Origin of the sequence: Pectobacterium peruviense (genome assembly GCF_002847345.1) — a bacterium.
Classification (GTDB): domain Bacteria; phylum Pseudomonadota; class Gammaproteobacteria; order Enterobacterales; family Enterobacteriaceae; genus Pectobacterium; species Pectobacterium peruviense.
On record NZ_LXFV01000059.1, the window covers coordinates 1 to 26,975 of the forward strand.

General features: G+C 52.6%; 25 protein-coding genes. 18 read left to right on the forward strand and 7 right to left on the reverse strand.

Translation table 11 applies throughout. The features are described from left to right. The 4 genes from A0G03_RS21060 to A0G03_RS21075 all read left to right on the forward strand — a co-directional run. Positions 1–616, forward strand: a 616-nt coding sequence (locus A0G03_RS21060; RefSeq protein ID WP_244177755.1) for a thiamine pyrophosphate-dependent enzyme, incomplete at its 5' end; no start/stop codon positions are given. A gap of 170 nt (positions 617–786) precedes the next feature. Next, a complete protein-coding gene (locus A0G03_RS21065; RefSeq protein ID WP_048259543.1) occupies positions 787–2,286 on the forward strand; it encodes a SulP family inorganic anion transporter in 1,500 nt (499 codons plus the stop codon). A 134-nt stretch (positions 2,287–2,420) separates the two neighbouring features. After that, positions 2,421–3,206, forward strand: coding sequence for an alpha/beta fold hydrolase (locus A0G03_RS21070; protein ID WP_080965225.1), 786 nt, complete (start codon positions 2,421–2,423; stop codon positions 3,204–3,206). Between the two features lie 41 nt (positions 3,207–3,247). After that, entirely contained in the window at positions 3,248–4,429 is a 1,182-nt protein-coding gene (locus A0G03_RS21075; protein WP_048259542.1) for a mandelate racemase/muconate lactonizing enzyme family protein, read from the forward strand. Positions 4,430–4,487: 58 nt separating this feature from the next. Here A0G03_RS21075 and A0G03_RS21080 read toward each other — a convergent pair whose 3' ends face one another. Genes A0G03_RS21080 through A0G03_RS21090 form a run of 3 tightly spaced genes read right to left on the reverse strand, consistent with a single transcriptional unit; the run spans position 4,488 to position 9,495 of the window. Then, positions 4,488–7,571 carry an efflux RND transporter permease subunit gene (locus A0G03_RS21080; RefSeq protein WP_048259541.1) on the reverse strand — a complete coding sequence of 1,028 codons (3,084 nt, stop codon included), beginning with the start codon at positions 7,569–7,571 and terminating at the stop codon, positions 4,488–4,490. Beyond that, positions 7,571–8,653: an efflux RND transporter periplasmic adaptor subunit gene (locus tag A0G03_RS21085; RefSeq protein WP_048259540.1), complete on the reverse strand. Its 1,083-nt coding sequence runs from the start codon at positions 8,651–8,653 to the stop codon at positions 7,571–7,573. The genes A0G03_RS21080 and A0G03_RS21085 overlap by 1 nt, the downstream gene beginning before the upstream one ends. 26 nt (positions 8,654–8,679) lie before the next feature. Next, complete coding sequence (locus A0G03_RS21090; RefSeq protein WP_048259539.1) at positions 8,680–9,495, reverse strand: MipA/OmpV family protein; 816 nt, start codon at positions 9,493–9,495, stop codon at positions 8,680–8,682. Positions 9,496–9,649: 154 nt separating this feature from the next. Here A0G03_RS21090 and A0G03_RS21095 point away from each other — a divergent pair, with 154 nt between their 5' ends. The 3 genes from A0G03_RS21095 (at position 9,650) to A0G03_RS21105 (ending at position 12,695) form a co-directional block, all read left to right on the forward strand. After that, positions 9,650–10,339 (forward strand): response regulator, encoded by a 690-nt coding sequence (locus tag A0G03_RS21095; RefSeq protein WP_039292677.1) that lies wholly within the window; start codon positions 9,650–9,652, stop codon positions 10,337–10,339. A 5-nt stretch (positions 10,340–10,344) separates the two neighbouring features. Then, positions 10,345–11,544, forward strand: coding sequence for a sensor histidine kinase (locus A0G03_RS21100; RefSeq protein ID WP_048259538.1), 1,200 nt, complete (start codon positions 10,345–10,347; stop codon positions 11,542–11,544). Between the two features lie 317 nt (positions 11,545–11,861). Further along, positions 11,862–12,695 carry a transporter substrate-binding domain-containing protein gene (locus tag A0G03_RS21105; RefSeq protein WP_039298539.1) on the forward strand — a complete coding sequence of 278 codons (834 nt, stop codon included), beginning with the start codon at positions 11,862–11,864 and terminating at the stop codon, positions 12,693–12,695. A gap of 35 nt (positions 12,696–12,730) precedes the next feature. Here A0G03_RS21105 and A0G03_RS21110 read toward each other — a convergent pair whose 3' ends face one another. Then, the gene (locus A0G03_RS21110) at positions 12,731–14,140 is read right to left on the reverse strand and encodes an MmgE/PrpD family protein (RefSeq protein ID WP_080965235.1); all 1,410 of its coding nucleotides are present in this window, start codon (positions 14,138–14,140) and stop codon (positions 12,731–12,733) included. A gap of 275 nt (positions 14,141–14,415) precedes the next feature. On the opposite strand from A0G03_RS21110, the gene A0G03_RS21115 reads away from it, so the two are divergent. The 5 genes from A0G03_RS21115 to A0G03_RS21135 all read left to right on the forward strand — a co-directional run bounded on the left by A0G03_RS21115 (position 14,416) and on the right by A0G03_RS21135 (position 18,369). After that, a complete protein-coding gene (locus A0G03_RS21115; protein WP_048259536.1) occupies positions 14,416–15,093 on the forward strand; it encodes an amino acid ABC transporter permease in 678 nt (225 codons plus the stop codon). Between the two features lie 8 nt (positions 15,094–15,101). Further along, entirely contained in the window at positions 15,102–15,767 is a 666-nt protein-coding gene (locus tag A0G03_RS21120) for an amino acid ABC transporter permease (protein ID WP_048259535.1), read from the forward strand. Between the two features lie 23 nt (positions 15,768–15,790). After that, positions 15,791–16,585, forward strand: a complete 795-nt coding sequence (locus A0G03_RS21125) for an amino acid ABC transporter ATP-binding protein (RefSeq protein WP_048259534.1) — start codon at positions 15,791–15,793, stop codon at positions 16,583–16,585. A 28-nt stretch (positions 16,586–16,613) separates the two neighbouring features. Then, positions 16,614–17,531 (forward strand): aminotransferase class IV, encoded by a 918-nt coding sequence (locus tag A0G03_RS21130; protein WP_048259533.1) that lies wholly within the window; start codon positions 16,614–16,616, stop codon positions 17,529–17,531. Positions 17,532–17,796: 265 nt separating this feature from the next. Beyond that, the gene (locus tag A0G03_RS21135) at positions 17,797–18,369 is read left to right on the forward strand and encodes a sce7726 family protein (protein WP_048259532.1); all 573 of its coding nucleotides are present in this window, start codon (positions 17,797–17,799) and stop codon (positions 18,367–18,369) included. On the opposite strand, the gene A0G03_RS21140 is transcribed toward A0G03_RS21135, so the two are convergent. After that, entirely contained in the window at positions 18,359–19,426 is a 1,068-nt protein-coding gene (locus A0G03_RS21140) for a beta family protein (RefSeq protein WP_048259531.1), read from the reverse strand. The two genes, A0G03_RS21135 and A0G03_RS21140, sit on opposite strands and share 11 nt — an antisense overlap. Before the next feature lie 414 nt (positions 19,427–19,840). Further along, positions 19,841–20,233, reverse strand: a complete 393-nt coding sequence (locus A0G03_RS21145; protein ID WP_048259530.1) for a VOC family protein — start codon at positions 20,231–20,233, stop codon at positions 19,841–19,843. A 146-nt stretch (positions 20,234–20,379) separates the two neighbouring features. Between A0G03_RS21145 and A0G03_RS21150 the strand changes: the two genes are divergently transcribed. Beyond that, positions 20,380–22,437: a toxin-antitoxin system YwqK family antitoxin gene (locus tag A0G03_RS21150; protein WP_048259529.1), complete on the forward strand. Its 2,058-nt coding sequence runs from the start codon at positions 20,380–20,382 to the stop codon at positions 22,435–22,437. A gap of 19 nt (positions 22,438–22,456) precedes the next feature. Next, positions 22,457–22,789: an EmrE family multidrug efflux SMR transporter gene (locus A0G03_RS21155; RefSeq protein WP_048259528.1), complete on the forward strand. Its 333-nt coding sequence runs from the start codon at positions 22,457–22,459 to the stop codon at positions 22,787–22,789. A 124-nt stretch (positions 22,790–22,913) separates the two neighbouring features. Here A0G03_RS21155 and A0G03_RS21160 read toward each other — a convergent pair whose 3' ends face one another. Next, positions 22,914–23,813, reverse strand: a complete 900-nt coding sequence (locus A0G03_RS21160) for a LysR family transcriptional regulator (protein WP_048259527.1) — start codon at positions 23,811–23,813, stop codon at positions 22,914–22,916. Positions 23,814–23,952: 139 nt separating this feature from the next. Here A0G03_RS21160 and A0G03_RS21165 point away from each other — a divergent pair, with 139 nt between their 5' ends. The 4 genes from A0G03_RS21165 to A0G03_RS21185 all read left to right on the forward strand — a co-directional run bounded on the left by A0G03_RS21165 (position 23,953) and on the right by A0G03_RS21185 (position 26,968). Continuing rightward, on the forward strand, positions 23,953–24,261 hold the full coding sequence (locus A0G03_RS21165; RefSeq protein ID WP_048259526.1) for a beta/alpha barrel domain-containing protein: 309 nt from the start codon (positions 23,953–23,955) through the stop codon (positions 24,259–24,261). 7 nt (positions 24,262–24,268) lie between these two features. Further along, a complete protein-coding gene (locus A0G03_RS21170) occupies positions 24,269–24,958 on the forward strand; it encodes a type 1 glutamine amidotransferase domain-containing protein (protein ID WP_048259525.1) in 690 nt (229 codons plus the stop codon). 97 nt (positions 24,959–25,055) lie between these two features. Beyond that, positions 25,056–26,003 (forward strand): aldo/keto reductase, encoded by a 948-nt coding sequence (locus tag A0G03_RS21175; RefSeq protein ID WP_048259524.1) that lies wholly within the window; start codon positions 25,056–25,058, stop codon positions 26,001–26,003. A 407-nt stretch (positions 26,004–26,410) separates the two neighbouring features. Further along, positions 26,411–26,968, forward strand: a complete 558-nt coding sequence (locus A0G03_RS21185; RefSeq protein WP_048259523.1) for an NAD(P)H-dependent oxidoreductase — start codon at positions 26,411–26,413, stop codon at positions 26,966–26,968. Positions 26,969–26,975: the final 7 nt, after the last annotated feature.

Sequence of the window (26,975 nt, forward strand, 5' to 3'; positions counted from 1 at the left end):
GGCATACGATATTGGTTACGGTGGGCTGGACCATGTGCTGGCCTCCGGTGAAGACATCAATGTGCTGGTGTTTGATACCGAGGTGTATTCCAACACGGGGGGACAATCATCCAAATCCACACCGGTTGCCGCCATCGCCAAATTTGCCGCCGAAGGGAAACGCACGCGCAAAAAAGATCTCGGCATGATGGCCATGAGCTATGGCAACGTGTACGTGGCGCAGATCGCCATGGGTGCGGATAAGACGCAAACTCTACGCGCGATGGCAGAAGCGGAAGCCTGGCCGGGTCCGTCGTTGATCATCGCCTATGCTGCCTGTATCAATCACGGGTTGAAAGCGGGCATGGGATGCAGTCAACGTGAAACTCAGCGAGCCGTGGATGCCGGTTACTGGCACTTATATCGCTTCGATCCACAGCGTGTGGATAAAGGGAAAAATCCCTTCTCGCTCGATTCAGACGAGCCGGAAGAGGATTTTCAGGATTTCCTGATGGGTGAAGTTCGGTATGCGTCGCTGAAACGCCAGCACCCAGCCATCGCCAATAGCCTGTTTGAGCAAACAGAGCGGGATGCCAGAGAACGATATGAACGTTACCGACGTTTAGCGGGAGGCTGATCGCAGAAGAAAACACCATGGTGGGCGGATATAGCGAAAGCGCTATCCGCCCCTTCGTACCCCAGCAAACGTCCCTTTGCCCGCCGACACAGGACAGTATCTTTTATACTGCCGATAATTTATCCTCTTCCGCCTTTCGTCATTGACTATAAAAAATTAAGCCTGCACCTATGATCTCATCACCCGACGCAACGCCGACGCCGGTTCAATCATCCACGTCAACGCTTGCCGCCTTACGCTCGCCCTCGCTGCTGATGCGCGAAATTTTGGCGGGCACTATCACCGCGCTGGCGCTTATTCCCGAGGTGATTTCGTTTTCTATCATCGCGGGCGTAGACCCGAAAGTCAGTCTGATCGCCTCTATTGTCTTGTGCTTCACCATGTCTTTTCTCGGTGGCCGACCCGCGATGGTCACAGCCGCCGCCGGTGCCGTGGCGCTGGTTATCGGGCCAATGGTGCACGCACACGGCGTGGCCTATATTCTGCCCGCCGTGATTATGGCGGGACTTATCCAGATTCTGTTTGGGCTGGCTGGGTTGGCAAGAATGATGCGCTACATTCCCCGTTCGGTAATGATCGGTTTCGTGAATGCGCTGAGCATCCTGATTTTCGCCGCGCAAGTGCCGCATGTTTACGGGCATTCCTCGCTTGTCTGGCTGCTGTTTGCGTTAACAGTAGCGATCGTTTTGCTGTTGCCTTATGTGGTGAAAAGTATTCCCGCCCCGCTGGTCGCGATTGTGACCGTGACGGCGATTGCGATGTTTACCGGCATCACGGTGCCTAACGTCGGTGATGCTGGTCCTATGCAGCCCGGATTGCCGGGTTTCACCCACTGGCTGGTACCGTTCAATGTTGAAACACTGCGCATCATCTGGCCAACCGCGCTCAGTATTGCCTTCGTCGGCCTGATGGAATCGCTGCTAACCGCCAAACTGGTAGATGACATTACCGATACCCCGTCCAGCAAGCGCCGCGAATGCTGGGGACTGGGCGTTTCCAATATCTTCGCCGGATTCTACGGCGGCATTGCTGGATGTGCGATGATCGGGCAAACCGTGGTCAATGTAGAGTTAGGGAAAGCGCGTACGCGTATCTCCACCCTCGCCGCCGCACTGGTGCTGTTGCTGCTGGTGACCGGCCTGAGCGAGATCATGGCTAAGATTCCGATGGTGGTGCTGGCGGGGATTATGATGATTGTCGCGCTGAAAACGATGAACTGGCATAGCCTGCACCCCACCACGCTGAAACGGATGCCGCTGTCGGAAACGCTGGTGGTCGTAGTAACGGTGATCGCCACCGTCTCGACGGCAAATCTGGCAATCGGCGTAGCGGGTGGCGTGATCTTTGCCATCCTGCTATTTGCACGCCGCGTGGCGCACGTCATTCATGCAGAACGTCGCGTGAGCGAAGATGGAAAGTCGGTACACTACACAGTACGCGGGCCGCTATTCTTCGGCAGCAGCAACGACCTCTTCGAGCACTTCCTCTATGCGCAGGACCCGCAGAACGTCACTATCGACCTGACGCACGCCCAAATCTGGGATGCCTCCAGCGTAGCGGCGCTCGACGCTATCGAAACCCGCTATCACCGTTACGATGCGAAAGTTGCGATCATCGGGTTGGATAACCACAGCAGCAAAATCCATCAGCGCCTGTCAGGGCATCTCTGATCGCGCCTACCCCCTTGGCTACGGCCAAGGGGAATCGCCGGTATATCTCTTCCGTGAATATGAATAACAGGAATCAAACTAAAGCGTGACAGGCAGATGCTTTATCTTATCTCCTCATCTATAAGGAGGAGAGTATGCCCGCAACGTTTATTCCGCAAGAAAGCCCCCTCATCCCCTATCGCGTGTCAGAGAATAGCTATCATGCCACGACGTTCGTGCTGATACACGGTGCTTGGCACGGCGGCTGGTGCTGGTCTCGAGTGACCGAGCAGCTTACCGATGCTGGCTTTGCTTCTGCGCCGTTGACGCTCGCTGGGTTGGCGGAACGTCGTGCTGAGCTATCGCGCGGTATTAACCTAACCACGCACATTCACGATATTACCGACACGATCCGCCAACGGGGTTGGCGCGATGTTACGTTGGTCGGCCACAGCTACGGTGGATTTCCCGCCACGGCTGCCGCGTATCAATTGCCTGACGTCGTCACCCATCTGATTCTGCTGGATGCGTTTTTACCCGCACCGGGTGAGAAGTTACTGGATCACGCACCCGACCTTATCGCCGCCTACCAGACGCAGGCGGCACGCGACCCCGCGTGGCACATTCCCCCGCTTCCATCACTGCTGTTTGGCGTGAATGAAGCCGACCGCGAGTGGGTCGATGCTCACCTGACGCCGCAGCCGGTAAACACCTATTTTGAATCAATAGCCTTACCGCCCGCGCCACCGACACTGAAAAAGACCTATATCCGCTGCACGCGCGCGGCGGGCAACTACCTCACCACCTCGGTACAACGTGCTCAGACCGATCCAAGCTGGCGTTTTCTCACGCTCGATAGCGACCACGATGCCATGATCGATGCACCTGATGCGCTAACCGCTCTGCTGACGTCAGCGTTGACAACCCGCACACCTCTGTGATTAGACTCAATGCTAAGCAGGCTAACTTAAGGAAAGCGTTGATGAAAATTACCGATGTGCGCGTAATTTTAGCGAACCGATATATGTTTGTTGAGGTCACCACCGACGAGGGGCTGACGGGCATTGGCGAATCCGGTGCCTGGGGCTTTCTGGATGCGTCCAAAGGCGCGGTAGAGGCATTACGCACTTACCTGATCGGGCAAGATCCGCTACGTATTGAGCACCACTGGCAGTATATGTACCGCTGCTGGCATTTTCGTGGTGCCGCTATTATGGGTGCCATCAGCGCCATTGATATCGCCCTGTGGGACATCGCAGGTAAGTATTACGATACGCCAGTTTATAACCTGCTGGGCGGCCGCTGCCGCGACAAGGCGCGCGTTTATGCCCACGCGGGAGGACGCACCACTGAAGAAACCATCGCCAATCTGAAAAAAGCCAAAGCTGACGGCTTCACCGCGATTGGTCATCTGACGCCTTTTCTGGATGAATCGCGTGATACGCCCTATTTCACCACCCACGCCAAAGAGATCGGTGAAGCCATCGAACGTATCGGCCTTTATCGGGAAGCGGTCGGTAACGATGTCGACCTGTGTATCGAAGTCCACCGCCGCCTAAAGCCCGCCGATGCCGTGGTATTCGCTCGCGGCATTGAGCCGTTTTATCCGTATTTTATTGAAGATCCTATCGGTGCGGATAACTTCGATTCCATGGCGGAAGTGGCGGACAAAATCAATATTCCTATCGCCACCGGTGAACGCCTGAATAATCCGCAGGAATTCGCGATGCTGATTCGCCGTAATGCGGTCGCCTATGTGCGTCCTGACGTCTGCATGTGCGGCGGGATTACCGGAGCGAAAAAAGTCGCGGCCTTGGCAGAGGCCAACGATTTGATGGTCGTGCCACATAACCCACTTAGCCCCGTCTCTACCGCCGCCTGCTTACAGATCGCCGTCAGCATCCCGAACTTTGCGCTGCTGGAGTATCCGGGGGATGACCAACCCGCACTGTCAGAAAAATTTGGGGCGACGGGCGTCGAGAACGGCGTGTGGAAAAAAGACGTCGTGAAGAACACGTTCAAATGCGTAGATGGATTTATGGAGATACCGACGCAGTCCGGCATCGGCATTGAGCTGGCGGACGATCTAGAAAACCGCTTCCCTTATCGTCGTCGCGGCCTGAAAACCCGACTGCACGTCGACGGCTCCGTCGTCGATCAATAAAGCACATCAACAGGTCGTGACGCGTCACTGAGAGCGCCACGACCTGTCGTATTTTCCCCTACGACGTAGGATTTCCCACCTTCCGTCCTTCCCACTGCATCAATAGGCTCAGCGCCGCAGGCAGAGCAAGCAACGTCAGCAGCGTCGCCACCATCAACCCACCGATAATCGCGTAGGCCATCGGCCCCCAAAACACCTGATGCGCAATCGGGATCATGCCAAGAATCGCCGCCAGCGCGGTCAGCACTATCGGGCGTGAACGATGGCTGGCCGCATTCACGATTGCCTCCGTGGCGGGTTGTCCATTTTTCACATTCAGATCGACTTCGCCAATCAGAATGACTGCATTACGAATAATCATCCCCGCTAGCGCAATCGCTCCCAGCAGCGCCACAAATCCCATCGGCGTTCCGGTCGGCAACATGGCCGCAACGATGCCGATCAGGCCAAACGGTGCGGTCAGGAATGCCAGCACCATGCGGGAAATACGCTGTAGCTGAATCATTAACAGCACCAGCATCACCAACAGCGTAACTGGCAACACCGCATACACCGAACCATTGCCCTTGTCGGATTCCGCCGCAACGCCGCCTTCCGTGATGTGGTAGCCCGTCGGTAACGAGGCACGGTAGCGTTCAATTTCCGGTGCCAGCTTTTCAGACAGCGCCGGTGCCCGCACGCCCGGCGCGACATCCATCTGCACCGTGATGAACGGTTCGCGCTGACGCCGCCAGATAATCGGATCGTCAACGCCATACGACACCGTGGCAATCTGCCCCAGCGGTACCGAGCGCCCCTCCGCAATCGGAATTTGTAGATTCGCGATCGTGGCGACGTCTCTGCGTTCCTGCGGCGTACCGCGAATCACGACGTCCACCAATCGGTGTTCATCGCGCACCGAGGTCAGCGTTGAACCGGAGAATATCGCCGCCAGCATGCTGGCTACATCCTGTGAGCTGATGCCAACCGCGCGGGCTTCAGTCTGATTCAGCACCACGTTCACCGAGCGTTCAGGTTCACCCGCCGTCAGATTCACCTCGCGGACATCGGCCCGGTTTCCCACCAGGCTGGCAAGCCCCTGCGCAAGTTCACGAACCCGATTAATATCCGGCCCCGCGACCCGATATTTAAGCGGCCAGCCCACTGGTGGCCCTAATTCCAATGCCGAGACGCGCGCCACAATGCTACTAAAATCGCGCTCAAGCACCTGATTCAACCGTGCCGCCAGCGCGTCCCGCGCATCCAGATTTTTTGCTACCACCACCAACTGAGCGATATTTTCGTGACTCAGCAACACATCCATCGGGAGATAAAAACGCACCGCACCCGACCCAACATAGGTAGAGAAATGATCAACGTCAGGATCGTCCTTCAGAAGTGCTTCCAGCCGTTTCGCCTGCGCTTCCGTCGCGGCCTGTGATGCATTCGAGGGCAACGTCAGGCTAACCAGCAGTTCTGGCCTGTCCGACGCGGGAAAGAATTCTCCCTCCAATCGGGTTGCGCCGAACAAGGCGACAACCAGCAGGAGCACCGCAATGATCAACGTCATTCCCCGGTTTGCCAACGCCCGTTGCAGCCATTGGCGATAAATGCGCCCCACTCGTCCCGGTTCGTTGTTATGGTGACGAAACGTTTTTGGCAACAGCCAGACACCGAGCAGCGGGGAAAAAAGAATCGCGACGATCCAGGAACTGAGCAAGGCGATGAGGACGACGACGAAGAGCGAAAAACAGTATTCACCCGCGCTGGATGAAGCAAAACCGACGGGAATGAATCCAGCAATCATCACCAGCGTCCCCGTCAGCATCGGAAAAGCCGTACTTTCATACGCCCAGGCCGCCGCCCGTTTACGATCCCACCCCTCTTCCAGCCGCGATACCATGGCTTCTACCGTAATCATGGCGTCATCCACCAGCAGCCCCAGCGAAATAATCAGCGCCCCGAGCGAGATACGCTGCAAGCCAATACCGGTTATCTCCATGCCAATAAACGTCATCGCCAGCACAATAGGGATGGATGCAGCAACGACCAGTCCCGCGCGGCTGCCGAGAGAAACGAACGACACCGCCAGCACGATGGCAACGGCCTCCAGCAGCACTTTGATAAAGCCGCCGACCGCGCCTTTCACCACCTCAGCCTGATCGGCCACACGCGTCATGTCTATCCCATGCGGTAACTGGGCAGAAAGCGTGTTCATTTTTTCGCGAATAGCCTGACCGAAATTGAGCATGTTGCCGGTAGGTGCCATAGAAATAGCCAGTCCAATGGCTTTCTCACCATTTACTCGAAACGTCGGCGACGGCGGTTCCGCTATTTCACGGCTAATGGTGGCGATATCAGTAAGCGGAACAAATTTCCCGCCGATGCGTAAGGTAATCTGGCGCAGACTCTCCTCAGAGGTAAACGCGCCGCTGACGCGCACGGCGATCTTTTCATCCCCAGTACGGATAATACCGGCGGGCGTAACCGCATTCTGCGCCTTAAGTGAATCAATCACCTGCTGCGAATCGATCCCTAATCCAGCCAGCCGTCGGGGAGAAAACGTTACGACGATCTGTTCTTCTTCCACCCCCAGCATATCAACCTTACCGACATCCGGCACGCTCAGTAACGCAGAGCGAATATCCTCGACGCGATCGCGCAATTCCCGTGGTGAGAACCCATCCGCGGTGAAGCCATAAATCGTACCAAACGTGTCATCAAACTCGTCATTGACGTCTGGCAGGCTGACACCATCAGGGAGCGAACTGGCGATATCCGTCATCTTCTTACGCACCGTATACCAGATATTCGGCACGGCAGAAGGCGGTGTATCATCGCGCAGGTTAACGAAAACCACCGCTTCCCCGGCACGGGTATAACTCTCGACATAATCGAGATACGGCGTTTCCTGTAATTTTTTCTCCAGCTTATCGGTAACGAAATTGACGGTATCGCTCACCGTCGCCCCCGGCCAGGCGGCAGACACCACGGCAGATTTGATGGTAAACGCCGGATCCTCGTTGCGGGGCAAGCGCTGGTAGCTCATCACGCCTGCCGCCATAATCACCAGCATCATAAAAGCGACCAACTGCTGATGCGCGAGTGCCCAAGCGGAGAGATTGAAGCGCGTAGAGGTAGAAGATTGAGATTCACGAAACATTAGCGACGCCCCTCTTCATCCAGCCGAATTTTCTCATCCGGCCGTAGCTTACTGACGCCAGCCGTTACCACGCGGTCACCCTGTTTCAGCCCATCGGTGATGTAGATCGCCGTGTCGCTGTAGCGTGCAACGGTAATCGGCTGCAAACGCACCGTCTGGGTTTCCGTGTTCACGACGTAAACCGCTGGGTTTTCTTCCTTACGGGTGAGTGCAGACGCGGGCAGCTCAATGACGGTAGTGTCGGACTGCTGTATTGCGCCATTCACGCTGGCACCCAGCACCATCGTCGCTGGTGGTGAGGTTAACGTCACCCGAACCCGAAACGTTCGCGTGACTGTATCGGCCTGTGGGCTGATATCACGCACGCGTCCTTGAACCTGAATCGCCGGATCGGATAGCAGCGACACAAGAATCGTGCGCGAGGGAAGCGACTGATTGACCAAACGTTCTGGTACATCAAACACCGCATCGCGCCCATCGAGTGAAGCTAGCCTGACGACCTCCTGCCCGGCACTGACCACCTGGCCGGAATTCGCACTGACCGTTGTTATCACACCATCCTGTGCGGACGTGAGTTGCGTATAGCTGAGGCGTTCCTGCGCCCCTTTGACGGTCGTCTGTGCGCTTTCGCGCCGGGAAACAGCGGCATCCCAATTTGCCTGCGCTTCATCAAGCTGTACCCGCGCAATCGCTCCGCCCGGCGCCAGCGCCTTCATGCGGGAGAAATTGCTTTTCGCCAGCCGTTCTGCCGAGGTTGCGCTGGCTAAATCAGCCTGTGCGCTGCGCAGCTGATTTTCACTGTCGCGAGCATCGAGCGTCGCAATCACATCACCGCGCCTCACGGATGCCCCCACATCCACCAAACGATTCAGGATGCGGCCATCCAGCCGGAAACCTAACGCCGTTTCTTCATGCGGGCGAATCTCTCCCGTCAACGTCACAGGCTCACGACTCATTGCTGGCATGACGACCAGCGTTTTTACCGGCCTCACGGGCGGCGGCGCAGGCGAATCATCGGTACTGTCACAACCGCTAAGCAACACAGCTGACAGCAGACAAAAGGCAAAACGGCTGACCATCATCACATCCTCTCACTCATCAAACGCCATCAGAACGAATACAGAACAGCCAACGTGGCGCCAGTATCATTCCGTCGTTCCACAACCTGACTATCCGCGACTTTGTCAGTCAGCCTCGTTGAGGTAACCCCGACGTTGGTTGACCAGGCAGGGCTAAATTGATGCGTCCAGTTCGCGCCCAGTGCATAACCGTAGACGCCTTTGCCAGCATGATAGGCGGCCAACCCAGAACGGCTGCTCTGCTGCTGCGTCACGCCGTAGTAGGTTTGATTAAAGCGGGCATCGCCCATCAACACGTCTGCCGACAGCGCTAGCACGTCGTCTTTTGTCGCGGACTGCCACACCGTGCTCTTTGCCCCGACGCGATACTGATTTCCTCTTTTTGTCTCGCTCAGTGCAAATTCACCGCTCGCTTCCAGCGCCAGCCAGGGCGCAAACTGATACCCCGCCGTTACGGTGGTAATTACCGATCCTTTGATTTTCCCCATCCCTTTCAGCCGGTTCGAACCCGCACGCCAATTGCTGTTTTTGTCATCTCTTCCCATGTCGTAGCCAATCGCGTGATCGAGATAAAAACCGGAAGGAGACTGGTATTGCCAGCCAATGCCGTGCGAAGAATCGAAATAGAGTGCACCGCGCTGAACCGTCAGCACAGGCAGTGCCATGGTTTGACGATTTTTACTCCCCTTGTAACGCGGTGCATTCTGGGCTGCAACGCCAACGGTAACATCCGTGTGGTCACCCAAAAGCGAGGGCGATGATGCCTCCGACTCCGCGGCGAATGCAGTGCCAGATAGCACGATAGCGGACAGACTGGTGGATAAAATCATTGTTGTTATGTTCATACATCCCCTCTTTAACGCGGTAATCTTGCACCGTGGTGTTTCCACGGCGGGTGCAATGTAATTGGTGTTGGCTTTTCAGCACCGTGACGAATTATGCTGACGCTTAATCAAGAAACGCTTTGTGGTTTTTTAAGATTTCATCAAGAGGTCGTCGATGGCAGAAAAACGGGTGTTGGTTATTGAAGACGATATGGATGCCGCCAGCGTGCTTGAGGCTTATCTAAGGCGTGATGGCTATCAGGTTTCTATCGCGTCTGATGGGCAAAAAGGTCTGCACATGGCGCTGACCAGTAAACCCGATTTGATTTTGCTCGACGTGATGCTGCCGAAAATGAATGGCTCTGAGGTGCTGTCCGCCCTGCGGCAGCGCAGTAATATTCCGGTGATTATGGTCACCGCCATCGGCGACGAACCAGAACGGATCGGCGCGCTGCGTTACGGCGCGGATGATTATGTCGTCAAACCCTATAATCCGCAGGAAGTAGTCGCGCGAGTGCAGGCCGTGCTACGGCGAACCGGCTACGCCATCCGGGAAGATGCGATCCTGACATTCGAGAATTTATCGGTTGATCCAACCTCCGTGACGGCAAGCATTGCGCTATCACCGTCTGAATCTGTCGTTCTCGATCTTACACCCACCGAATTCAACATTCTGGTGACGCTGCTCAAAGCGCCAAACCGCGCCTTCACTCGCGGTGAGCTACTGGAAGCCTGCCTGCCGGAAAGCGATGCGCTGGAGCGCGTGGTGGATACTCACGTCCACAACCTCAGGAAGAAACTCAACCAGTACGACATCATCAACGTGCTCGTCACCGTCCGTTCTGTTGGCTATCGATTCCGGTGAACCTGATGAAAAAATCGATCTTCCTGTCAGAAAAAATGTCGCTGTGGCGCTGGCTATGTTTTCGCATCATTTCTCTACTGTGTGCGGCTCTGTTCATCATCGCCACCCTCATGTGGCTGCGCTTTGCCGCCTACAATATCTATGTCGAACAACACATGCCCGACGACGTGCGGGTTGAGTTCCAACAGTTAAGCAAACAGGAAGATTACGGTAATCCTCACTATCAACAGATTATCTATCAGTATTACGGCTCGAATTTCTTTGTACCCGATATTGCCAACAGCGACTGGCTGGTGCTGGCGATTATGGTGCTTATTGCCTTGCCCACCATGGTAGTTGTGCTTCTATGGCGGGCACGACCGCTGTCACAGCAATTTTCCAATATCGCCAGCACTGCACGCGACGTCGCTCAGGGAAATTTCGATGCTCGCACTCAGCTTGTCGAGCAGGCACCGATGGAGCTGATTACGCTGGCGAACGACTTTAATAATATGACCGAACAGTTGGAGCGCTACGAACGGGAACTCCGCGAATCCAGCGCGGCGTTGGCTCACGAACTGCGTACGCCGTTAAATGCGGCGATGGGGCGCGTTCAGGGCATGCTTGATGACGTCTTTCCGCGCGATAAATCACAGCTGGCGATGGTCATCAAACAGCTCGAACAGCTCAATCACGTGATTCAGGATCTGCACTTTCTTTCACTCGCCAGAGCCGGACAGCTGCAACTGGTCAAGACACCGCTGTATTTCGACGAGATCGTCGCTGAGCGGCTTACCTGGTATCGGCCTCAGCTAGAGCAGGCTGGGTTTCAGACCCATGTTCATATCGAACAACGTGACTTTTGTGTTGCCGACCGCGAACGATTGGGACAGGTGTTCTCCATTCTGATCGAGAATGCCTTAAGCTACGCCAGCGAGGGTCGCTATCTGGCAATTGAGGTACGTGAAATGGCAGTACGTGAAAACGTGCCGTGCTGGCAGATTACGGTTTCTGACCACGGACCGGGAATTGAGGCAGAATCGCTGCCCCTGCTTTTCGACCGCTTCTGGCGGGCAGAACATTCACGCGGAAGACACTCCGGCGGCAGCGGGCTTGGGCTGTCTATCGCCTCAGCCATTATCACTGCACATGGTGGTGCTATTTATGCAGAACACGGCAATAACGGCGGACTTGCCATCGTGATGACACTGCCACACACCGCCTGACGTAGCTGCATGCCGTTGGTCAATGACCAATAATGAGAAAGCATAGCGAAATTATTGCTATGCCCTTTCGCTGGTAAAAAAACCGGGAAATACCGCAATACTTATCCGCTCAACGATGAGACAAACGCAGCCAACCCAGACTCCACGCCCTACGGCGAGGCACACCGCTGTCCAACACGTTTTTTGTCCTGACCAATACTTATATTTATCTGGAATGAGATAAGGCGAAAAAGACTAATTTCGCTATAAGTATTTCGCTACTCTGCATGAGCGAAATATATGGCCTCGATTAAAACTCAATCATCAGGGTAACTATTATGAAACGTTCTCTTCACCAGGTATTCATGGCGATGACGCTGGTTAGCGCCTCCTTTTTCAGTCAGGCTGCGGAAACACAGCCATCAACATGGCAACACATCAAACAAACCGGTGAATTACGCATCGGCGTGGCACAGGGTGAGCCGTGGTATTTTAAAAATCCGTCGACCGGAGAATGGGACGGCATCGGCTATAACATCGGCAAAGAGTTAGCCAACGATCTTGGCGTGAAGCTGGTGACGGTAGAAACCACCTGGGGTAACGCCATTGCCGCCTTACAAACGGGTCAGATCGATACCATGCTGGTACTCGACCCAACGGAAGAGCGGAAAAAAGCGGTCGATTTTCCTGAGCAGCCTTTCTTTTGGTATGCACAGGGCGTATTGATTCGCGACGGCATTGCCGTTACCAACTGGGACGATCTCAATCGTGAAGATGTTAAGATCGGCGTCACGCTGGGTTCCAGCCCGGATCTGATTCTGACCAAACGTCTGCCAAAAGCACAGCTAGTACGCTTCCCGAATATGGATGAGGGCGTAGCCGCATTCTATGCTGGCCGTGTCGATGCACTGTCGTATTTCCATCCGGCTCTGGCGCTGCAACAGGCTAAAGTCGGCAAAGGCAATTTGATTCTGCCGAAGCCGATTATTGAAGTCAGCACCAGCGGCGCAATCCGCAAAGAAGCCGACCAGACCTTCCACAACTTCCTGAATGACGAGTTTGCCAAGCTGTATAAGTCTGGTAAAACCCAGCACTACTATGAACAGGCGCTCAAACTGCGCGGCGTGGACGTCAGCAAAGTGCCATCAGTCATTAAAGAAGACTGGAAATAAGCGGGATTCGGATAGCAGAACGGTCCTGAACGGATTCAGGACGTCTGCATCAGCGACGTAACCAGTGCAGCCACATCCTTGCATTGTTCAATCTCAGAAAGCGCCGCTACTGCCTGTGCAATATCAGCAGGGGCAAGCCGCGACGATAGATTTTCCGCAAATTTCTCCATGATGCGACTTTCCGTTAGCGGGTGTTCCGCGCAGCCCAGCGGGAACGCAATGCGTTCACCTGCCACAACGTTTCCCCGCGTGACGACGTCAACCTGCAATACCGGGCGGCGCGCTTGCGCCATAAGCTGGTCAAGCTCGGGAGAAACCTCAACGTGAACTTTATCGGCTAGCGTCAGAAGCATAGGGTTGATTAAGGTATCGTCCGCACTCCAGCGGTGGCGCGGAATACGGTAGGCAAGACAGGCCAGCGCAAACGGCAGGCTGAACTGCGCATCCGTTTCATTTTGCGGTCGCCTATCCATAAAGTCAGCGGCCAGCCTCTGGCTGCCTTTGACCCGAATAAGGTCAATATCCTGCGGCACCAGCGCCAACTCGTCCTGTACACGTTCGAAGGACTCCAGTGCGGTATGTATCCAGCGACAGGCCGGATACGCTTTGAAACTGGCGTGCTGGATCGCCCACTGTTCTCCCAAACCGCTCGACAAGAGCATCTCATCAAAATGGTCTGACCCCATCATGCGCCAAAACCCCTGATCGCCGGACAGCACATCTCTTGGGCCGATCATTCCACCGTGGTGTAACTCGACACCACGGACGCCCGCTTCTGCGGCTGGCGCGTTGTAATCCTTAAAGGAAACCAGCGGTCGCTGCTGCCAGTTGTATTTGTGCAAGCTGGGCAACGGCGTCAAGGATGCCGCCAACCCAATCGCGTTCTCTAATCCTTCGGCATCACACCCCGTCAGTAATCCGTAGACCACCGCAGCACCTACCGACTCATGCTGGCACACGCCATAAACCTGCTGAAAACGCGCCGAACTCGGTTGCTGAGATTGAATGATCCGACCATTGATTTCATACGCAGCGGCCAGCGCACAGATCAGCGTTTCACCGTCGATCGGACGCTGCCCCAGCGCCGCCAGCGCGGCGGCAACCAGCGAGGCACCGGGATGCCCCATGCCACGTCCAGCCACTTCATACCCGTCATCGTAATCCAGCGCATTGATCGCCGCCGCATTCAAAAACGCCGCGCCAATAGCCGCCAGCGGCGCTCCGCCATCCAAGATTGGGCTGTTGCCCGCAGCATAATGCAGGCGAGTGACGCGTGCACAATCCTGCACTACCTGACTCTTTGCGCCTGCAATGCCGCAGCCCAGGCTGTCGATAAAATGCAGCGCAATTTTTCTTCTTAATACGACAGGAATGTCTTGAATCGTCAATCGACAGGCAAAGGTCGCCAGACGTAACGTCAGAGGTAATGCAGCAAGGTGGGACATCGGCATACCGCCATTTCTTTATAAATAAAAAGAATATTAACACCACGTTTTATTATTTATTTATCATTTTTTCGACCTGCTAAGATGCATAGGTTCTAACAAAATAAGAAATCTATTTCCTAATATATCCTAAATAATTCGAGTTTCAGGCAGGCGGCAAGCGAGGGAGTCCCGATGAGCTTACTCAGGTAAGTGATTCGGGTGAGTAAACGTAGCCACCGCACATGCAACTTGAAGTATGACGGGTATACGCCATTTCCAGGGGTTCTGTATCTATGTCATATCAGTGGGATTTTTCTGCCATCTGGCCTTACCACCCGTTGCTGTTGGAGGGGCTATGGGGAACGATAAAGATCGGTGCCACCAGCATCCTGATCGGAATGCTGGCAGGCATGGTGCTCGCCGCGATGAAAATGTCGCCTCGGTTGCTATTGCGCCTGCCCGCCGTGATGTTGATTGGCTTCTATCGTAATACGCCCGCGATTGTGCATTTTTTCTGGATTTACTACGCCCTGCCCGTTATTACGCCCTTAACGTTTTCACCTTTCACCGCCGCCGTCATCGCGCTGTCGGCACAATCCGGTGCCTTCTATGCTGAGGTCTATCGTGGAGCGATTTCTTCGATTCACCCAGGGCAATGGGAAGGAGCAAAAGCGCTGGGCATGCCGCAATCGACAGCATTGCGACGGGTCATTCTCCCGCAGGCCTTGCGCAGGATGATCCCGCCTTTTATTGAGCGTTCGTTTGAGCTCATCAAATCCACATCGCTGGCTTCCTCACTGGCCTATAGCGAACTGCTTTATCAGGCAATGCAGCTAAACAGCCAAACCTACCGACCGCTCGAAGTCTACAGTCTGGTAGCCGTGATGTATTTCACCCTGCTACTGCTGATTAGCCTGTTCAGTCAACATATTGAGAAACGGCTGTCGCTGGTAGACCGTCGGCTCGCCTAAGGAACATCATGCACTATCAATGGGATTTCTCGCTGGTCTGGGACAACATTCCGGTGTTGCTGAAAGGCCTTGGCGTCACGCTCGAACTGTGGCTAATAGCAGGCGTGCTGGGAACCGCGCTGGGACTATTTTTGGGCATTTTACGCGTGTTTGGAAAGCGCTGGTTGTCATTACCCGCCAGAATATTCGTCGAAATGTTCCGCAATACGCCCGTCTTGATCCAACTGATCTGGTTTTATTACGCTTTCCCGGTTTTGGTCGGTGTGCAGTTTAGTACCTTTGCCGCCGCCGCGCTGGCTCTGACGCTGTATAGCGCCGCGTACTGCACCGAAATTTTCCGCGCCGGACTGCAATCTATCGACCACGGACAGTGGGAAGGCGCAAAAGCGTTGGGCATGCGGCACACGGTGATCCTACGGCGCGTGGTTCTGCCACAGGTATTACGTAACATGCTGCCCGCCTTAAGTAACCGAATGATCGAGCTGGCTAAAGTCACCTCGCTGGCCTCCATACTCGCCGTCAACGAACTGATGTATCAAGGGCGGCTGCTGAGCAGCACCTATTATCGTCCGTTGGAAATCCTGACGGTGGTGGCACTGCTCTATTTCGTTTTGATCTGGCCGGGGAGCTACCTTGCCGCACGACTTGAACGTCGTTTCCGTTCAACCCCCTAGCCTGACAGCGACACAGGATTGCTATGCGTGAAGATATTGCTTTAAGTGAAGATACCGTTCTGCGTATTCGCGGACTCCAGAAACGCTTCGGTGCCGTTGAGGTGTTGAAAGGTATCGATCTGGATATACGGCGTGGTGAAAAGATTGCCATTATCGGCGGCAGCGGTTCAGGGAAAAGTACGCTATTGCGCTGCCTGAATTTCATGGAAATCCCCAGCGCTGGCACCATCGAACTGGATGGCGTAGTGCTGGGAAAAACAGACGCCAAAGGCCAACGTGACTACCCAGAGAAACAGCTCTGCGCCGTGCGGGAACGTGTAGGAATGGTGTTTCAGCAATTCAATCTGTTTCCCCATCTCACCGTGCTGGAAAATGTGCGTGAAGCACTGATATCGGTGAAAAAAATATCGCGACATGACGCGGATATCATCGCCAAAGCCCAGTTGGAAAAGGTTGGGCTAAGCAATAAGCAAGATGCTCGCCCCAGCAGCCTGTCCGGTGGTCAACAGCAGCGGGTAGCGATAGCCCGCGCGTTGGCGATGTCGCCTGAAGTCATGCTGTTCGATGAGCCAACATCGTCACTGGACCCCGAACTGGTAGGTGAAGTGCTGCACACCATCCGCGCGTTAGCGGACGAAGGCCGCACCCTGCTGTTAGTTACCCATGAGCTGGGGTTTGCCTACCACTTCGCTGATCGCGTCGTGTTTATCGAAAATGGCGTGATCCATGAAATGGGCAGCGCCGAACAGGTGCTCAAAAACCCGCAACAGCCCCGTACACAGGCTTTTCTTGCTCGCTTTGCCGAGCGGGCCTTTTAATCCATCATTCATATTCAGGGACACCACAATGCAACCGACGTTATCCAGCCAAAGCAGTCAGGCCTATTTGCAAGATCCGCGTAACAACGACGTACAGGTGTATGTGAATGGGGAATTTGTTCATCGCGACAACGCGGTGGTGTCGATCTTTGATTCTGGCTACGTGTGCGGTGACGGCGTATGGGAAGGATTGCGCTTGGTTAACGGCCGCCTGATTGCGCTGGACGCCCATCTGGATCGATTGTTTGACGGTGCTGCGTCAATCCAACTGGATATCGGCCATAGCCGGGAGGCGCTGACCGCTATTCTCTATAACACGCTAGCCATCAACGGGATGACCGATGGCGCACATATTCGCCTGATGATTACCCGTGGGAAAAAGCATACGCCGAATCAGGATCCTCGCTTCATCATCGGCGGTGCAACCATCGTGTGCGTGGCGGAATACAAGGTCGTCGATACCGCGGCGAAAAAGCGCGGGCTGACATTGTTTACGTCCACTTACCGCACTAGCACACCGGACGTCTTCGATCTGCGACTCAATTCGCACAGCCGACTTAATCTTATTCAAGCGCTGCTACAGGCGTTGCAGGCCGGTGCCGACGAAGCGCTGATGCTCGATCCGCACGGTTTTGTCGCCAGTTGCAACTCCACCAACTTTTTTATCGTCCGTCGCGGTGAACTGTGGACGTCATCGGGGCGCTACTGCTTCAACGGCATTACTCGCCAAACTCTCATCAAGCTGGCACAGGCCAACGGACTCACGGTCAAGACTCAGGACTTTACGCTGGCAGAAGCGCTCACCGCCGATGAAGCCTTTGTTACCGGCACGCTGGCAGGTATCACCCCGGTAAAAGCGCTGGATGGCCGCCCGTTCAGCGCCGAACATCGTCCGGTAACTGAACAACTCAGCCGCTGGTATGAGGCGTACCTGCACGTACAGTGATAGAGACGCATCGTCGTGATAACAATGACGATGCCACATAAAGTATGTATTGGATCAGGCTTGATCTGGCCGTGTTCTGTATCAGAACGCGATTAAGTCTGATAGTCGGCGAAGCGCGAGGAGGAGATTTGACTTCACAGTAGGCGAATAAACTCTGAAAGTGAATGGCCCTGTTATATGGGATACTTAGAATTACCCTAGCCAAATTTTGCAAATACAGTAAAATGCGGTGCGCTATAACTTTCAGGAGATTTAGGAGGAAGTCATGAAAGATCAAGATGTTAGAGATGCGGTACATCATAAGCTATTGAAAGGCGTACATTCAGACCCTGACTATCTTGTTGTTGATGAGTTTTCCATATCTCTCGGCGCTAGTAGAGCAGATATTGCTGTAATCAACGGGATCATGCATGGCTATGAACTCAAAAGTGAGTACGATTCTCTTGAACGTTTACCGCTTCAAATTAAGCATTACTCATCTGTTATGGACAAAGTTACACTTATAGTAGCTGAAAAACATCTGTTTGGAGCCTTGGAATTAATACCTGATTGGTGGGGAGTGAAAACAGTTACGGTTGGGCCAAAAGGTGCAATCCATATAAAACATATGCGTGGTGAAAAATTAAACCGTCAGCATAATTCTCTAATACTTGCTCAACTTCTCTGGAAGGATGAGTGTCTTGAAATTCTTGAACGATGGGGCTGCTATAAAGGATATAAAAGCAAGCCCCGTTTTGAATTATGGAATGTAGTCGCAGAAAAAATTCCAGTTTCTGATTTAAGGCATGAAGTCAGAGAAACGTTAAAAAAACGTGTTGACTGGAAAACTAGGGCCTAGCGGGTAAAATTTGAGCCAATCTGGTTAGTTGTGTAACGACTAGCTTTAAATGATGAGTATGAGCAACTTTTCTCCATTCTTTCGAACCACCCGATTTGTTTATACCAAGCGCTCTCTGATTGATGTAATCATCCCCCCAGCTAAATTGGGGTCCATAGACAGTATAGGTGGGTGAGCTAACTAGAATATTACAGAGATTTTTCGTTTGACCCCAACCATTTCCCTTTACGGCTGTTCCTTTGACAAAAATCCACGATGTGTCATTTGAATATCTCACTGCCACATATTGTGACATAAAACGTGGATCCACACTTGTAATTGTAGAACTCGCTGTAGGGTAATCACTGAAACTTGGTGTTCTATTTAAATTTGTGTTCTGAACGACATAAGACCAAAGATCGTATTCATGCCTTGGAATATGATGAATTTGATGCTGGGGTATTCCGGTTTGAGAAGTTGGGTATGCTGTGGATGAAATAATCAACGACCTCCAGTGTGCTTGACCAACAAGTGAATTAAATACGTTTAAAGCTAGTTGCTTAAGGTTATTATTCGCATTTTGAATATCACCGAAATCAATTATTACATCAATGATAGATGGGTGTAGGTTAAACCGATTAATCAGTTGACCGAACAAATGCCATGTTTGCGGGTTGATTGAAACTGCAATCCCATTTGTTAAGTTACGCTGCATTGCATGAATATAATTTGGCGAAGATACTGGTGAAACGACAGGTATAATTTCTTTGCCAAAAGATCTTGCGTCTTGAATACATATGTCTAGCGGATGATGGCGATTCGTTCCATGTCCATCAAGGTATTTAACATCAAGCAAAATGGGACGATTCGCTAACCATGAAGCTGCTAAGTTAGCTCCAAAGTTAGACAGGTACGAATTAAGATTTTTTTTATAGCATTCATTTTCATGATCCCAGTCAATATCGGGTACCGTGACGATTGGGGTTAAGCCATCTATTGTTGCCTGCTCTAGCTGCATCAACGATTCGTATTCGGCAGGTTTCCATTTTAGTTGTGGATAGTAGTGATGAAGACTCATTAATATTCCTTATCAGATTTATCAGGCCGTCTTATAAAACATAGGACAAATAGCCCTATGTGCTAAGGTAGTATGATTCTGAAAATAAGGAAAAAAATTGAGCAGCATCTAATTTTTAATAATGCTGAGTGCCATTATGAATCGCAGTTTCAGATTTATAATTAACTATGACTAGTTTTTTACACGCATTGAAACTCAATGCTAAAAATTCCAATTTTAGCAAATTTTAATATAGTGACCTGATCCCGTTGTTCAATACAGTCTGATATTAGCAGACGTTATGCCTTTTGGGCCTGCCAGCTTCAAGCGAGGTTCGGACATTTGCTTTCACACTATTGTGATATGCCCGTTGGGCGACTCTGTTGTTTTGCCATCACAGCGCTGTGGCACAAGACTGTAATGATAGAAGTGCCACTATGCAAAGTTCTCCAGTATCTGCTTTGCATGAAGGTATTCGTAAGACGTCACTTCAATCTTGTTATCACTGAGATCGCAGAAATATACGGACATAGATACATCGTGGTCACTGATGGTGAAAGGGATTTTTTTGTCCTTGAGGGTTGGGATCAGCTCAATAAATGCTGATCCCCCTACGCCGAAAGCCATCGTATGGCCGGGATGCTGAGATGTTCTGAGGAAAAGGGAAAGTGACGCTCCGTTATTGCTTATAACCAACGGTCCTCCCTGTTCAAACCAAAAATACAAAGCGTTATCCCGGGAGAACCCCAGAACCTCGTTATACCAGTGTTCTGCCTGCTGAATGTCTTCGACGTAAACGTGTATATGATCAATTTTAGCTATTTCCATAGCGCCATTCCCTCATTGTTGTTATCAGAAATACTCCCTGAATCGTCTTTGATAAACAGCCGGCAAAGAATTGATTCAACCAAATATTAACCGTTAGAAACATTTCATGTAACCTAGCGCTCTTTTTCAAAGGAGCAGGTCAGGGAATGAAAGTCGTAAAGTTACTGTTTGGCATCCTACTACTGAATATGATCATAGGGATTAGCACGGCTATCGCAGCCCCAGACGACACTCCCTCCCCTTTTTACGTGGGTAAAGCGCTGGCGCATCCGATCATTTCGGGCGCACGCGACAGCAGCGCCCTTCTGGTTTTCATTCAGGAAAACCAGGCGGTCAACGGCTATTACTGCTTCTGTAGCGAAGAGGATCACAGTGTCGATCACCTTCCCCACCTGCTCGGTACCTTCCCTGATTCCACCATCGAATCCGTGTTTTATGCCGATGTGGACAAGGCTGGCCAAATCACGCTGGTGTTGAGTAAAAGTCACGGCAAGTTCGCCCTGCGCAGTTGGCGTTATATTGAAGACGACGGCAGCTATATTCCGGTACTGAGTTTACAACCGGTTCTGGATAAGCTGGTGCGCGAGAATAAAGATCTCAATTCAACGCTGATAAAACGTGCCCTCGGCCAACTTCCGCCTTATGACTACAGCGCGCAGTACCCTACGTTCGATAATCAGGATTTCGATAACATAGACTTTACTCAGGGCAAGTTTGTCGGCTGGTATTTTGAGGATGGCATACCTTCCCATGCCGCGAAACAGCCAGCAGACAATGTCTACGCCTATAAAAAAACGTTTGCGGAAAAAGACGGTTTATTTCTCACCGCGACGTTCAGCCGTGAGTCAGACAGCGCCACAGCCGAATTTCGTGTAACTGCCATCAGTTGGCAGGCTGATCCGGCTATATTCAGCGGCAGCGAGAATGGGCCTTATGTCTATTACTCGAAGCAATATGGCTTAGTAAAAGGTTTTTTCCTCCATGGCATTCCTGACGGAAAATGGACCACCGTCGGTGAGAACTTCGGCAGTTCAGGTAGCTATATAGAGGGGCAACAGCAAGGACAGTGGACCATCAGCGATGAGCAAGAAACGGCCACTGGCTTGATGAAAAACGACAAGCGTGAAGGCCGCTGGGAGATAACCGACGGCGCGAATGGCAATACACCCGAGCTAAGTGGCTTTGATACTTACCTCAATGGTCAGCGTCATGGCCCAAGCGAGCGCCGTTTGGCGGGCGTGCTGCGCACGAAAGGCGATTATATTGATGACCAGCCAGAAGGCATGTGGATCACCGAAAACGGCGAAGGCCCGTTTGTGAAAGGCGTGGCTAACGGGATGTGGAAGCTAAAGACGGCTGATGACGAGATCCAGCAGGTCGAACTGATCGCTGGCGTAAAGCAGGGAGAACTGCGCTGGAGTGATAAGAAAGGCCATCTGACACAAATCATTCATTATAAAGATAATCTTCCTCACGGTGTGTACCAGAAGTTCAACTCTACCGGAAAAATGGTTTATCAGGCTGACTATGTCATGGGGACGTTGAACGGCCGCGAAATCGAATATTATGACGATGGCACCACTTTGCGCGCCGATCGCGGCTACCGCAATGGCGAACTCGACGGCCTGTATATCTATAATTACCCCGACGGAAAACCGAAGTTCGTATCGACCTATGACCACGGTGACGAAGTTGGGCTAATGCAGGAATTCACCGCAGCTGGTGTCAAAATTATCGAGCGTAATTACTGCCCTCCGTCGATGAGTGGTCGCGGCTACTGCGGCAAACAGCAAACCTTCAACCCTGACGGCACGCCCCTCACCGAGGCCGATTATCTGTTCAACCGTCAGCAAACCAATAATACCTGGTATGCCAACGGCCAGCGTCAGGATGAAACGCGTATCGGCACCGATGACAGCTACACCCAAATCAGCTATTACCCTAACGGTCAGATGCAATGCATTAGCCGCGCACAGGGTTTCAAATCGTTAGTGGTCGATGGTAAAGAGTACAAAGATTATCAGGGCGCGCTGCGCCAGGGAGAAAGCGGCTGTTATTACCCCGATGGCAAAGTCAAAAGCAGCGGAATCTGGAAAGACGGCAGGCTGACCACAAAATGTGAAACACGTTTCGATGAGAACGGAAAACAGACCTCCCCCGGCCCTAACGGCTGCGTATTTCCGAAATGGGAATATGAACGCTGATCTCTATGGATAAACTGCTATGAACACCTATATTCTTCTTAGCCTGGCCATCGTTGCAGAAGTGGTTGGTACAACGATGATGAAATACTCTGAAGGGTTTAGCCGCTTATGGCCCTCCGTGGGGACAATTTCCTGCTACGCCGCCGCGTTCTATCTGCTTGCGCAGACACTGGCACACATCCCTACTGGGATAGCCTATGCCATCTGGTCAGGCGCAGGGATTGTGCTGATCAGTTTGCTGGGCTGGTTGGTCAGCGGACAAAAGCTGGATATGCCAGCCATACTGGGGATGGGGCTAATTTGCGCAGGTGTGCTGGTGATTAATATCTTTTCGAAAGTGGCACCGCATTGAGTGAGGTTATAGGGAGGCCGGTGCTTTCCATTTCTGATTGCGTTCATACGGGAAGCCAAGCCTCTGGGGTTGTGACATAGCACTATCCGGCCAAACGTTCGTACATCACAGCGAGCCGTGATTTTTATCGCCCCGTAGCGGCTATCAGAAAATCAATCAGGGCTTTCACTCTTTTCGTTTTGCCCGCGTTTTTAGGGTAATAGAGATAAACAAGCGGATAGGTTTTCCAGTAGCTTTCCATCACGGGTATAAATTGCTCCCGATCGGGCTGTAACCGCAAGATGGGTTCAAACAAGCGCCCAATCCCCAGCCCGTTACGGATACCGTCTGCCATGACGTCTATATCGTTGCTGATTAACTGCCCGGGCATCTCAACGGTCAACTGCTCCCCGTGGTCATTCAGGATCAGCGGAAGGATGCGGTTGTTGGTGATGAAACGATAGCCAATAAGCCGGTGATGGCTGAGATCGGCTGGCACCTCAGGCATACCATACTCGGCGAGATAGGCTGAGGACGCATATAATCCTTCACGAAACGGTTTCATTAACGGCCGAGCCACCACCCCACCCTCCAGAATATCGCCAAAACGAATACCCACGTCAAAACGCTCCTCGATAATATTCACGGTACCGTCGTAGACAGAAATTTCCAGCTGTATGCCCGGGTATTGCTGACAGAACGCAGCCATTACAGGCTTAAGAATTAGCAGGTAGCTAAAGCGCGAGAGCGTAATTCTCACCACGCCGGAGGGTTCCTGATTCTGATCGCGAATACTTTCCAGCGATTTTTCCAGCGAATCCACCGCTGCGGCGGTTTGCTCCAGTAACTGTTGTCCGGTTTCTGTCAGCTCAATACGCCGGGTCGTGCGCAGAAAAAGCGGATGGCCAATGTGCTCTTCCAGCAACTTGAGCGCATTGCTGACAGAAGGCGGCGTGATTTCAAGCTTCCTGGCCGCTGACGATATATTTCCTTCACGCGCAATACTCTGAAAGATGCGTATCTGATTATAAAGAGCGTTATTCATAGCATTATCCTTAAGAAAGTATCGCCTAATTATTAAGTACAGACTAAATATTCTTAAGTCAATGACCGTCTAATCTTCTCTGAATGAGGCTCTTATACTTTCGTCTCTTCCCACTGAAAACTGAGTACAGGAGACGATAATGCGAATTTTATGTCTGGATATCCCCACCCCTGGTGCGTCGCTGGAAAAATATGCGCCACACCTTACGGCTGAAGTACTACACGCCTGGGGGCTTTATAAATCCGGCCTCATCCGCGACATCTATTTCCGTCAGGACAGACCCGGCGTTGCCATTTTCCTCGAATGTGACACCGTTGAAGAAGCCAGTAATGCGATGGCCGAATTTCCACTGGCTGAGGCGGGCTTATTAACATTCGAGTGCATTCCTCTCGGCTCCTTCATGAACTGGGAAAATCTCTTCTCCGCTGAATTTAAAAATCAAAAGTGAGGAATGAATGAAACCCTCTGATAAACCAGTGCTGTGTGTGGTAACCAGCCATCCCCTCAAAGGCGCATCCGGCGTACCGACCGGTTTCTACATGGCGGAGCTGACGCATCCGCTAAACGTTCTTGAAGAGGCCGGTCTGACAACGGAGATCGCTAGCATCCGTGGGGGACAGCCGCCGTTGGATGGATTTGACCTCAGCGATCCCATTAATGCCAGATTCTGGAACGAAACTGATTTTCAGCATCGTCTGGCGACAACACGTCCGTTATCAGAAATTAATGGTGCCGATTACAGCGCTATTTTCTTAGCGGGCGGGCATGGCACCATGTGGGATTTCCGCGACAGTCTGGACGCCCAGCGCATAATCCGTGAAGTGTATGAAAGTAATGGGATTGTCTCAGCCGTCTGCCACGGGCCTGCGGCACTGATTGACGCAAAACTCAGTAGCGGGGAATACCTGGTAAAAGGGAAAAACGTGGCTGCCTTTACCAATAAGGAAGAAGAAGAAGTTCAGACCACGCATGTGGTTCCCTTTCTGCTGGAAACAGCACTTCGCGAGCATGGCGCGCTTCATCATGAAGCCCCAAACTGGTCTGAGAACGTGATTACCGACGGACGCCTTATTACAGGGCAAAACCCCGCGTCAGCACACGGTGTGGGCGTGGCACTGGTGAATGCGCTCCGCCAGCCAGCTTGAGGCTGAATGAAGCAATTCATCTTTCTATTTCCCCCTTTACTTACCCTCTTTGGCTGGTGAAGAAAACAGCGTTCCGGCCTTTTTTAAGGAGATGAATATGAAAATACTCCCCCCAATTGCACTGGGCACATGGTCCTGGGGCACAGGCTTTGCTGGCGGCGACACCGTCTTCGGCAATCATCTTTCTGATACTCAGATGGCAGAGGTGTTCACCACAGCCATGAGTAAGGGTCTTAATCTCTGGGATACCGCCGCGGTATATGGGATGGGGAGTTCCGAAGCAGCGCTGGGAGCCTTAGTCCAGCAGTTTCCCCGCGAGGACATGATTTTATCAACCAAATTCACACCGCAAATTGCCGACGAACAGTCAGCACAGCCCGTCAGCGACATGCTTGAGGCAAGCCTCGGGCGCCTTGGTGTGGAAGAGATTGATATCTACTGGATCCATAATCCTCTCGACGTCGAGAAATGGACGCCCGGACTGATCCCACTCCTACAAAGCGGTAAGGTAAAACAAGTCGGTGTATCCAACCACAATCTGACACAAATCAGACGCGCCAACGAGATCCTTAACGCCTCCGGTTATGCCATCAGTGCGGTGCAGAATCACTACAGCCTGCTCTATCGAGCCTCTGAAGAGGCAGGGATCCTTGACTATTGCCAACAAAATCACATCACGTTCTTTGCTTATATGGTCCTGGAGCAGGGCGCGCTGAGTGGTCGTTACGATTCAAATCACCCGATGCCTGACGGGAGTGGCCGGGCCGAAAGCTATAACGCTGTGCTTCCGCAAATTGAAAAACTGACCGCCACCATGAAAGAAATGGGAGCAGAAAGGAAAGCCAGCGTTGCGCAAATAGCCATTGCATGGGCTATCGCGAAAGGCGCCCTTCCGCTCATTGGTGCGACTAAAGTCCATCACGTTCTGGATGCGGCCGGCGCTGCTGAGATCCAATTACACGATGCGGAAATCATTTTGCTGGAGCAACTTGCCACAGAGACTGGTGTGGATACGCGCGGTGCCTGGGAAAAACCGATGGTGTAAACAGAGTCCAGACAATCTGTCATGAATAACACACATGTACGGACTGCAATTGGGCAAGCCATTATGCCCTTTGCACTTGAGCAGGCGCCTCAGAGGTATGAATGAGGCGGGAATTACGATGCAGATTCTCTCTGTGGCGGATTCCCTCAACTGGCACCCGCGTATGAAGCGGCAAGGTTAAACCGGGCGGCAAACGATCGCCTTGCCGCCGCAGTAAAGAATTACCCGGATCGCTTCGCGACATTACGGCATAGTTCTCCGAGTTCATTACGGCTGAACACTATTAGATCCAAGAACTGATTATTAGTTTTTGCCTAACATTGATTGAGTCTTTACTGCTCTAAAAAAAATAATGCTGTGACTTTATACTGGGTTAACTATCTATCAATGCTGCTTAACTTATTGAAATGAAGAATATCCTTATCGTTTCCGGACATCCTGATCTTAACCATTCCGTCGCCAACGCCACCATCCTTGACGAAGTGGCGACCGCCCTGCCCGACGCTGAAATTCGTCGTCTGGACTGGCTCTATCCGGACGGCAATTTCAACATCGGTGCGGAGCAGGAAAGCCTGCTGAAGGCCGATGTGATTGTCTGGCAGTTCCCCTTTTCCTGGTATGGACTCCCGGGGCTAATGAAACAGTGGCTGGACGAGGTGTTTGTCCACGGCTTCGCGCATGGCTCAACGGCGAAACTGGGCGGTAAAAAACTGCTCCTCTCCTTCACAACGGGGGCACCGCAGGGACTTTATACCGCTGACGGTTTCTTTGGCCACGCCATTGAGGAGTACCTCACCCCGTTCGAGACGACGGCAAGGCTGTGCAAGCTTGACATGCTGACGCCGGTTTATACCTGCGGTATTAGCTACGCCGACAGGGATGCCGAAAAAATCGCCCAGCAAAAAACGCTTGCCCGGGAGCATGCGTCAAGGCTTGTCGACCTGCTTCACGCCATTGGTGAATAAAGCAAAA

Bases quoted from the DNA above. Each gene is read 5' to 3' on its own strand.
- A0G03_RS21140 (WP_048259531.1), bottom strand. From the start codon at position 19,426: ATGAGTCTTCATCACTACTATCCACAACTAAAATGGAAACCTGCCGAA.
- A0G03_RS21065 (WP_048259543.1), top strand. From the start codon at position 787: ATGATCTCATCACCCGACGCAACGCCGACGCCGGTTCAATCATCCACG.
- A0G03_RS21185 (WP_048259523.1), top strand. From the start codon at position 26,411: ATGAAGAATATCCTTATCGTTTCCGGACATCCTGATCTTAACCATTCC.
- A0G03_RS21150 (WP_048259529.1), top strand. From the start codon at position 20,380: ATGAAAGTCGTAAAGTTACTGTTTGGCATCCTACTACTGAATATGATC.
- A0G03_RS21095 (WP_039292677.1), top strand. From the start codon at position 9,650: ATGGCAGAAAAACGGGTGTTGGTTATTGAAGACGATATGGATGCCGCC.
- A0G03_RS21070 (WP_080965225.1), top strand. From the start codon at position 2,421: ATGCCCGCAACGTTTATTCCGCAAGAAAGCCCCCTCATCCCCTATCGC.
- A0G03_RS21165 (WP_048259526.1), top strand. From the start codon at position 23,953: ATGCGAATTTTATGTCTGGATATCCCCACCCCTGGTGCGTCGCTGGAA.
- A0G03_RS21135 (WP_048259532.1), top strand. From the start codon at position 17,797: ATGAAAGATCAAGATGTTAGAGATGCGGTACATCATAAGCTATTGAAA.
- A0G03_RS21160 (WP_048259527.1), bottom strand. From the start codon at position 23,813: ATGAATAACGCTCTTTATAATCAGATACGCATCTTTCAGAGTATTGCG.
- A0G03_RS21130 (WP_048259533.1), top strand. From the start codon at position 16,614: ATGCAACCGACGTTATCCAGCCAAAGCAGTCAGGCCTATTTGCAAGAT.
- A0G03_RS21105 (WP_039298539.1), top strand. From the start codon at position 11,862: ATGAAACGTTCTCTTCACCAGGTATTCATGGCGATGACGCTGGTTAGC.
- A0G03_RS21115 (WP_048259536.1), top strand. From the start codon at position 14,416: ATGTCATATCAGTGGGATTTTTCTGCCATCTGGCCTTACCACCCGTTG.
- A0G03_RS21125 (WP_048259534.1), top strand. From the start codon at position 15,791: ATGCGTGAAGATATTGCTTTAAGTGAAGATACCGTTCTGCGTATTCGC.
- A0G03_RS21155 (WP_048259528.1), top strand. From the start codon at position 22,457: ATGAACACCTATATTCTTCTTAGCCTGGCCATCGTTGCAGAAGTGGTT.
- A0G03_RS21085 (WP_048259540.1), bottom strand. From the start codon at position 8,653: ATGATGGTCAGCCGTTTTGCCTTTTGTCTGCTGTCAGCTGTGTTGCTT.
- A0G03_RS21145 (WP_048259530.1), bottom strand. From the start codon at position 20,233: ATGGAAATAGCTAAAATTGATCATATACACGTTTACGTCGAAGACATT.
- A0G03_RS21120 (WP_048259535.1), top strand. From the start codon at position 15,102: ATGCACTATCAATGGGATTTCTCGCTGGTCTGGGACAACATTCCGGTG.
- A0G03_RS21170 (WP_048259525.1), top strand. From the start codon at position 24,269: ATGAAACCCTCTGATAAACCAGTGCTGTGTGTGGTAACCAGCCATCCC.
- A0G03_RS21110 (WP_080965235.1), bottom strand. From the start codon at position 14,140: ATGTCCCACCTTGCTGCATTACCTCTGACGTTACGTCTGGCGACCTTT.
- A0G03_RS21080 (WP_048259541.1), bottom strand. From the start codon at position 7,571: ATGTTTCGTGAATCTCAATCTTCTACCTCTACGCGCTTCAATCTCTCC.
- A0G03_RS21090 (WP_048259539.1), bottom strand. From the start codon at position 9,495: ATGAACATAACAACAATGATTTTATCCACCAGTCTGTCCGCTATCGTG.
- A0G03_RS21175 (WP_048259524.1), top strand. From the start codon at position 25,056: ATGAAAATACTCCCCCCAATTGCACTGGGCACATGGTCCTGGGGCACA.
- A0G03_RS21075 (WP_048259542.1), top strand. From the start codon at position 3,248: ATGAAAATTACCGATGTGCGCGTAATTTTAGCGAACCGATATATGTTT.
- A0G03_RS21100 (WP_048259538.1), top strand. From the start codon at position 10,345: ATGAAAAAATCGATCTTCCTGTCAGAAAAAATGTCGCTGTGGCGCTGG.